This is a genomic window from Cetobacterium sp. (genome assembly GCF_051653945.1).
Lineage (GTDB): Bacteria > Fusobacteriota > Fusobacteriia > Fusobacteriales > Fusobacteriaceae > Cetobacterium_A.
Genome location: NZ_JBOFXD010000095.1, coordinates 1 through 6,047, shown reverse-complemented (window position 1 = coordinate 6,047; position 6,047 = coordinate 1). Strand labels below are relative to the sequence as shown.

Genomic DNA, 6,047 nt, shown 5'->3' with positions numbered 1-6,047 from the left:
TCCTACTATTCATAGGTTATTTAACATTAGTTTTAAAAAGAAAAACAATAGATGCTCAAGCAGGATATCAGATTCCAGGTGGAGTTGTATTTAAATGTATTGTTGGTGCAATAGGATTCTTATCGTCACTCTTTGCATTTGTTATATCATTTTTCCCGCCAGATAATATTCCAGGTGGAAGTACAGGGGAGTATGAAACTATATTAACTATAGGATTTATAGTTGTATTAGTTCTTCCATTTATAATTTATGAGTTTAGAGATAAAAGAAACTAAACCAGAATCTAATGAAGAAAAAGAACAAAAATAAAAGTTCTTAGACATGGAGGCAAAAAATGAATCAAGATGTATTAAATAAAATAGTGGAAAACAATAAAGGCTTAATATCTCAAGGAGCTGTTGCAACATATATTCCTGAATTAGCTAAAGTAAGTAAAGACTACCTAGGTGCAGTTATTGCATTTCCAGATGGAACTATGTTATCAGCAGGAGATACAAAAGTTAGATTTGCTATAGAAAGTATATCTAAAACAGTTGTTTTAGCTTTAGCTCTATTGGATAATGGAGAGGAAGAAGTGTTTAAACATGTTCATAAAGAGCCTTCAGGAGATGCTTTTAACTCAATAAAAAAATTAGAAACAGAACCTGATCACTTACCAAGAAATCCTTTTATAAATGCAGGAGCTATTATGACAGCTTCTTTAATAAAAGGAAAAGATTCAGAAGATAAACTTAATAGAATTTTAGAATTTATGAAAAAAATAAGTGAAGATGACTCTTTAGAGTTAGCTACAGATATCTATTTAAGTGAAAAAGCTACTGGAGATACAAATAGAGGTTTAGCTTACTATATGAAAGGGCAAGGAGTTTTAAGTGGAGATGTAGAAGAGATTCTAGATATATATTTTAAACAGTGTTCAATATATGTAACCACAGAAAGTTTAGCTAAGATTGCAAGATTCTTTGCAAATGGTGGAGTTTTATCAAATGGAGAGAGAGTTATTCCTAAAAAATATGCACAGATAGTTAATGGATTAATAGCAACTTGTGGAATGTATGATCAAAGTGGAGAGTATCTTGATAACATTGGGATTCCAGGAAAATCAGGAGTTGGTGGAGGTATAATCTCTCCAGTATCAAGTAAAAAAATAGGTGTAGCAGTATTTGGACCAGCTTTAGATGCTGAAGGAAACAGTGTTGCAGGTATTGGAATAATGAAAGATATCTCAAAAGAGATGGAACTAGACATGTTTTAAAAAACTAAAAAAGCTCTAGGTGATTAATTCGCTTAGAGCTTTTTTCTTTAGTTTATTTATGTTTTTCTATTTCCCAACTCATAATAGTTCTAATAATAACTATTAGAAGAACTAGTACAATGTTTTGTAAATCTCTCAAAATAATAGTGTCAACAATATCAGCAATAATTAGAAATTGAAGACCTACTAAAATATACTTATCAAAAGTTTCTCTCATTATTTTATTGAAACTAAGAGCTTCATTATTTGTAAATAGAATTTTAACACTTTTTAAAAAACCAAAGCATATAACTCCGATAGATAAAGCTGTAAAAAAGAAAGCTAACCAGTGCAATAAAATTTTAAAAGAATCCATAATATAATGTTCAAAAGTAAGCATAGAATTCACCTCTATTAATATAAAATTATCCCTCTAAATCTTGTTCTCCACCACCATTGACAGGAAGAATTTGTCCCGTAATCCATTTAGATAGAGGTGATGCCAAGAAAAATACAGCCATAGCTATATCATCTGCTTCTCCTAAAACTTTCATAGGAGTTTTCTTTAACATAACTTCTTCTAACTCTGGAGTCAGAACAGTTGCTAATGCGTGAGTTTTAATTGCTCCAGGTGCAATAGCATTAACTCTAATTATTGGACCTAAATCAACAGCCATATATTTTGTAAGTTGATTAATTGCAGCTTTAGAACTTCCGTAGACACTCATATTGTGACTTTGCATTAAACTAGCCATAGAACTAATATTAACTATTGCCCCATATTCACTTGCAATCATATGAGGAGCACAAAGTCTAGAAAGATTAAAAATACTAAAAACATTAAGATTATATATTTTTTGAAGATACTCAGGAGTTAATTCTAAAAACTTCTCTCTTCCTCCTCCTCCGCCACCAGCATTATTAACTAAAATATTTATTTTACCAAACTCTTGAATAGTTGCTTTAACAGTTTCCTCTAAATCATGTATAGATGTAACATCACATTTTACTCCAATAGCTTTGACGCCTTCCCCTCTAGCTTGGATAGCTGTGTTATCAGCATCAACTTTATTTAAATCAGCACATATAATATTAGCACCAGCTCTAGCTAGCATTAAAGCAGAGGCTTTACCAATTCCAGCACCAGCACCAGTTACAATAGCAACCATACCTTTTAAATTATAGTGATTTTCAATTTTAAACATAAGAAACACCTCCTAACTTAATTTTCTAATAAAATGTAGAAAATCCTTTTATTATTAAAAATTAAAAGGATTTAAAAAACTATTTCGAAAAAAGTATTAAGAATATTGAATGAAGGAGGAGTATATGAATATAGGAATATTAGGAAATGGAGTTGTAGGAAATGCTTTAGCAGAGGTTTTTCATAAATTAGGACATCCAGTTCAAATAGGAGTGAGGGATTTAAAAGAGGAGATTGAAAAAAAGCACTTTATAGAGTATGTCGACGGAAAGTATATAGCAGAAGATAATGAAATTATAATCATAGCTGTGCCTGGAAATAAAGTTGAAAAAGCTGTAACAAATATAAAAAATCCTGAAGGGAAAATTTTTGTTGATTTAACGAATCCTATTGGAGAAAATTATATTTTAACCCGTGGGAGATACACTTCTAATGGAGAAGTAATACAAGAGATTTTAAAAAATTCTCATATAGTAAAAACTTTAAATACTTTAGGAGTAGAAAAGCTAATTAATCCTTGTATAAATGAAAAAAAACTTACGATGTTACTAGCTGGAAATAATAAAATTGCTAATAAAAAAGTTGAGGAGTTACTTTTTGAAATGGGGTTTGATCCAATGTTAATAGGAGATATACATTTTTCTAGATATTTAGAACCACTAGCAATGATTTGGATAGAGATGGTAAGAAAACAAGGGAGATCTTTTGAAAATGGATTGATTTGGATAAGATAAAATAAAAAATCTGAGCCTATTTAGGGCTCAGATTTTTATTTTAAAGCTTATTTTTTTATAGGTTCAATCATGTCTTTATAAGGCCAAGTATTCATTCCATCTTTAGAGTTATAAATATTTTTAAAGCCATTTTTCTTTAAAATTTCAGCAGCTTTTTTAGAACGATTTCCACTTGCACAGAAAGTTATATATGTTTCATCTTTATCAAGCTCTGGCAAACGATTTTCTAGTTCAGGGAGAGGAATGTGTTTAGCTCCTTTAACTAATCCTGTTTTTTCAACTTCATCACTGTTTCGAATATCTAAAAGAGTACCTTTATTTTTATTTAGAATATCCATAACTTCAGAAAGAGAAACTGTTTCGTAATAACCTTCAACATCATTATAGGATGGGTTATTTGCAAAGGAAGTAGTACCTAACCCCAAAAGTAATAAAAGTGTAGATAAAATCATTTTTTTCATAAAGCCTCCTCAAATTTTTTTATTTTTTAGAAATAAGTCCTCGAATACCACCAGATATTAAAAGAGTGATATCTTTTAATATATTTGGTAAATTAAAAGGACCTGAATAAGCTATGTATCTTGGTTCCCACTGGGGATTGAATTTATCTTTAAAGGTACGGAGTCCTTTAAAGTTATAAAAATGCTCTCCATGAGAGAAAATAGCACGCTCGATTTTATTCCAAAATGAAGCTGTATTGTCTTCGATACCAGCTAAAGGAGCCATTCCTAAATTAAATTTTTTAAACCCATTCTCTTTTCCATAATTTATAACACAGATAAAAAAGTAATCCATCGTTCCATGAACAGCTACATTTCTGTATCTCATTAAATCAAGAGAAATCTCTTCCTTATTGTCTGTTTCTAAAATATTTCCAAAAGCTAAAATTTTATTGTCTTTTTTAATAACTCCCACAGGAAAGTTTAAAAGATATTCTTTTGTAAACTTTCCAAGAGAAAATCCTTTTTCTTTAGCATTTTTATCTTGTAACCATTCATTGGAGATACTTTCTAAATCATCTAAAATTTCAGAAACTTTTTCAACTGGAATAACTTCAAAAGTGTAACCCTCTTTCTCAACTCTATTAAAAGCATGCCTAAGAGCTTTAGCATTACTTCCATCTAGAGTAAACTCTTCTAAATGAACTTGAGCAAACTCACCAATTTTTAGAAAGCTAAGTCCAACATCTAAATAATAATTTAGATAGTTTTTATTGACTTCATAGAAAACAGTCTCTTTTTTATTAACTTTACAGTGATTGTAGAATTTCCAAATACAACTTCCAAAAGTTTGTTCATCTCCAATAGGATCTCCCATAGCTACAAATGAGTGACCACTTTTCCCAAACATGATAAAAGACTTTTTACTGTCATCAAAGATCATCTCTTTATCACCTAAAAGAGAAAGGTACGCATCAGTTGAACTAGAAAGACTAATACATTTTTTTAAGTCTTTATCTGTTACTAAATTATCTTCTTGAAGAGTCTTTCTACTTTTTCTGTAAAAATATTTTTTAGTAGGAATAGTTCCTATAAAAGTTAAAGTTAAAAAAAATATAAAAAATAGATGAAATTCTTTTAATATAGATAAAATAACAGAGCATCCCAAGAATATTATAGAAAGAAAATATGCAAGCTCAAATCTATTTTGGATATAGTAAGCTAAAAATAACAGAGCAGTTCCGATAGCAGCACCTATAAAATGAGAAGTTTCCAAACTTAAAAATGGAAATACAACTTCAATTTTTGTTATTAAGTTAGATGAGAATGGGAAAAATCCTGAAAAAATAAGCACAATTCCAGATAAGGTAATAATTATACTTAAAAAATTAGGGAATTGAGAAAAAATTATTTTTTCCATCTCTGTAATTTTGGTATTATCTTTTCTAATAAAAAGATGATAGATTGTAAAGATAGTAAAAGCTACAAGTAGTGGTATAAAAAAATAAGCTATTCTATATACTAAAAGAGCTCCAATAATTTTATCTGAGGAGTATACACTACCTAACAAAGTTAAGAAAATTAAATCGAAAACTCCAACTCCACCAGGGACATTGCTTAAAAAACCTAAAATTTGTGCAATGATAAAAATAGCTAAAAAATGAAAAAAATCAACTCTATTGTGTGGAGGTAGTGCAAAATACAATACAAAACTTAAAGAAACCCAATCAGCAAGAGCTATTAAAATTCTATTTAATAAAATTTCATTGGTATTTTTATGCTTTTTTATGATTGCTCCTGTAAAGATAATAGCTCCAATTAAAAGTATCACTCCAATGGGGACTGTTGTATCTATGGGTAGTTTTATAGGGAGTTTTATATCAACTAAAGAGATTGGGAGAAGTGTTAAAAAAATACCACCAATCCAAAGTAAACCTAACCAAAAAGTTATATAGCAAAAGACAACTACATTCATAATAGTTTTATATGGAACTCCTAAAATAGAGTATAGATTTAATCTAAGACCAGATGCAGTTAAACCAGAAAGACCAATAGAATTAGCAAAAGCAAAACTGACAAAAGCAACAAAACCTATATTTTTTTTAGGAAGACTGTAGTTTTCATTTTTAAATGCTAAGATATCAAAGCAAGTTAAGATAAGATAATCTAAACAAACAAAGAAAATAATTAAAGTTATTGCCCAAAAAGGAATCGCTTCAATTGAAGATCTTAAGTCATGAAGACTATATTTTTTTAACTCTTTGTGTATAAAAAATATAGCAACTAAAAAAATAGTTAACTCAGCTATAATTTTAAAATATTTAATAATTTTTTCCTTATCAAATTTTGAAACATCTTCCATAGTAACCCACCTCATTAATTAAATATCACTATAATAGATTTACAAAAAAAATCGTATAATCCTCTATTAAATA

6 protein-coding genes and 1 pseudogene are annotated in these 6,047 nt (G+C 29.1%); 3 read left to right on the top strand and 4 right to left on the bottom strand.

Annotated elements, in window-relative coordinates; translation table 11 throughout:
• Window positions 1-275, top strand: a pseudogene (locus ACRC8M_RS10185) (hypothetical protein); the annotation flags it as partial.
• Window positions 276-334: 59 nt separating this feature from the next.
• Window positions 335-1,255 (top strand): glutaminase A, encoded by a 921-nt coding sequence (gene glsA / locus ACRC8M_RS10180; RefSeq protein WP_438529024.1) that lies wholly within the window; start codon window positions 335-337, stop codon window positions 1,253-1,255.
• Window positions 1,256-1,307: 52 nt separating this feature from the next.
• Here the strand turns inward: glsA and ACRC8M_RS10175 are convergent, their stop codons facing one another.
• Together ACRC8M_RS10175 and ACRC8M_RS10170 are read right to left on the bottom strand one after the other, a co-directional pair.
• On the bottom strand, window positions 1,308-1,634 hold the full coding sequence (locus ACRC8M_RS10175; protein ID WP_438529023.1) for a DUF1622 domain-containing protein: 327 nt from the start codon (window positions 1,632-1,634) through the stop codon (window positions 1,308-1,310).
• 25 nt (window positions 1,635-1,659) lie between these two features.
• The gene (locus tag ACRC8M_RS10170) at window positions 1,660-2,439 is read right to left on the bottom strand and encodes a glucose 1-dehydrogenase (RefSeq protein ID WP_438529022.1); all 780 of its coding nucleotides are present in this window, start codon (window positions 2,437-2,439) and stop codon (window positions 1,660-1,662) included.
• A 124-nt stretch (window positions 2,440-2,563) separates the two neighbouring features.
• Between ACRC8M_RS10170 and ACRC8M_RS10165 the strand changes: the two genes are divergently transcribed.
• Complete coding sequence (locus ACRC8M_RS10165) at window positions 2,564-3,172, top strand: NADPH-dependent F420 reductase (RefSeq protein WP_438529021.1); 609 nt, start codon at window positions 2,564-2,566, stop codon at window positions 3,170-3,172.
• A gap of 47 nt (window positions 3,173-3,219) precedes the next feature.
• Here the strand turns inward: ACRC8M_RS10165 and ACRC8M_RS10160 are convergent, their stop codons facing one another.
• Complete coding sequence (locus ACRC8M_RS10160) at window positions 3,220-3,633, bottom strand: rhodanese-like domain-containing protein (RefSeq protein ID WP_438529020.1); 414 nt, start codon at window positions 3,631-3,633, stop codon at window positions 3,220-3,222.
• A 19-nt stretch (window positions 3,634-3,652) separates the two neighbouring features.
• Complete coding sequence (locus ACRC8M_RS10155; RefSeq protein WP_438529019.1) at window positions 3,653-5,974, bottom strand: phosphatidylglycerol lysyltransferase domain-containing protein; 2,322 nt, start codon at window positions 5,972-5,974, stop codon at window positions 3,653-3,655.
• Window positions 5,975-6,047 lie beyond the last annotated feature (73 nt).